Annotated in this window: 2 protein-coding genes; one reads left to right on the top strand and one right to left on the bottom strand. The window is 71.0% G+C overall.

Features of this window, described 5'->3' with window-relative positions:
• Positions 1–28 precede the first annotated feature (28 nt).
• Positions 29–1,405, bottom strand: coding sequence for a 3-oxoacyl-ACP reductase (locus AC2VNT_RS11230; protein ID WP_486946927.1), 1,377 nt, complete (start codon positions 1,403–1,405; stop codon positions 29–31).
• Between the two features lie 139 nt (positions 1,406–1,544).
• Between AC2VNT_RS11230 and AC2VNT_RS11225 the strand changes: the two genes are divergently transcribed.
• Positions 1,545–1,931 (top strand): thiolase family protein (locus tag AC2VNT_RS11225; RefSeq protein WP_486946926.1); only part of this gene is annotated, 387 nt, incomplete at its 3' end.

The raw sequence follows: 1,931 nt of genomic DNA, 5'->3' as shown, positions 1-1,931 counted from the left end.
GTTCGTTCCGTCCCGCATCGTCACCGGACTACGCCCCCAGCATCGCCTGGCCGCAGACCCGGACGGTGTTGCCGGTGACCGCGTTCGACGCCGGGCTGGCGAAGTAGGCGATCAGCTCCGCGACGTCGACCGGCTGGCCACCCTGGAACAGCGAGTTGAGCCGTCGGCCCACCTCCCGGGTGGCCAGCGGGATCGCCGCCGTCATCGCGGTCTCGATGAAGCCCGGGGCGACGGCGTTGATGGTGATGCCCTGGCCGGCCAGCGTCGGCGCCAGCGCGTCGGTCAGGCCGATCATCCCGGCCTTGGTGGTGGCGTAGTTGGTCTGGCCGCGGTTACCGGCGATGCCGGCCATCGACGACAGCCCGACGACCCGGCCGCCGTTGCCGATCGCGCCGGCTTTCACCAGGCATTCGGTGAGCCGCTGCGGCGCCAGCAGATTGACCGCGAGCACCGCGTCCCAGCGGGCGTCGTCCATGTTGGCCAGCAGTTTGTCGCGGGTGATGCCGGCGTTGTTGACCAAAATGTCGAGGTGGCCCCCGTTTCGGTCCGAGTGATGTTCTTTCAGGTGCGCGACGATGGCGTCCACCGCGTCGTCGGCGGTGACGTCCAGGGTCAGGGCGGTGCCGCCCACCCGGTTCGCGGTCTCGGTGAGATGCTCGGCGGCCGCCGGCACGTCGATCGCCACCACGGCGGCGCCGTCGCGGGCGAACACCTCGGCGATGGTGGCGCCGATGCCGCGGGCCGCGCCGGTCACGATCGCCACCTTGCCGTCCAGCGGCCTGTCCCAGTCGGCCGGTGGCGTCGAGTCGGCCGCGCCGACGTAGAACACCTGCCCGTCGACGTAGGCCGACTTCGCCGACAGGATGAACCGCATCGTCGACTCGATCCCGGTGGCGCCGGGTTTGGCGTCCGGCGACAGATACACCAGCTGCACGGTGGCGCCGTGCTGCAGCTCCTTGCCGAGTGAGCGGGTGAAGCCCTCCAGCGCGCGCTGGGCGATCCGCTCGTCGCTGCTCCCCGCCTGGTCCGGGGTGGTGCCGATCACCGCGACCCGGGCGCAGCGGCCCAGGTTGCGCAGCAGCGGGGTGAAGAAGTCGTGCAGGGCTTTCAGCCCGGCCGGCTCGGTGATTCCGGTCGCGTCGAAGACCAGCCCGCCGAACGAATCCGCCCAGCGGCCGCCGAGGTTGTCGCCGACCAGGTCGTAGTCGTCGGCCAGGGCGGTGCGCAGCGGCTCGGCCGCCCGGCCCGCACCGCCGATCAGCAGCGGGCCGGCCAGCGGCGGGTCGCCGGCGCGGTACCGGCGCAGCTTCTCGGCCTGCGGGACGCCGAGTTGCTTGGCCAGAAACGAGCCGGGGGCGGAGTTGAGCACCTGGGAGAACAGGTCCGATGAGACGTTGGGGGCCACTGAGCTGCCTTCCGTGTTCGTGTGCGCCTGACTGGGCGTCGGATCGAGAACGAACTTACTCTAGAGTAAGAACTGTGGGTAGTATGGCCCCGACAGTCTGCGAGTCAACGCAGACCCGACGACACCATCCGGAGATACCGTGCCCGCTGCATCCGCCGCCAAGCCCGTCGAGACCCACCCGCATCGTCGTGTTGCGGTCCTGGGCGGAAACCGAATTCCGTTCGCCCGATCCGACGGCGCCTACGCCGAGGCGTCCAACCAGGACATGTTCACCGCGGCGCTGGGCGGGCTGGTGGACCGGTTCGACCTGGCCGGTGAGCGGCTCGGCGCGGTGATCGGCGGTGCGGTGCTCAAGCACAGCCGGGACTTCAACCTGATCCGGGAATGTGTGCTGGGCTCGGCGCTCTCGCCGTACCCGCCCGCCTTCGACCTGCAACAGGCGTGCGGCTCCGGCCTGCAGGCGGCGATCGGCGCCGCCCAAGGCAGTGCCGCCGGGCGGTACGAGGTGGCCGCTGCCGGCGGGGTG

Source organism: Mycobacterium sp. TH-M15 (assembly GCF_057473705.1).
This window is presented reverse-complemented; position numbering and strand designations above follow the sequence as displayed.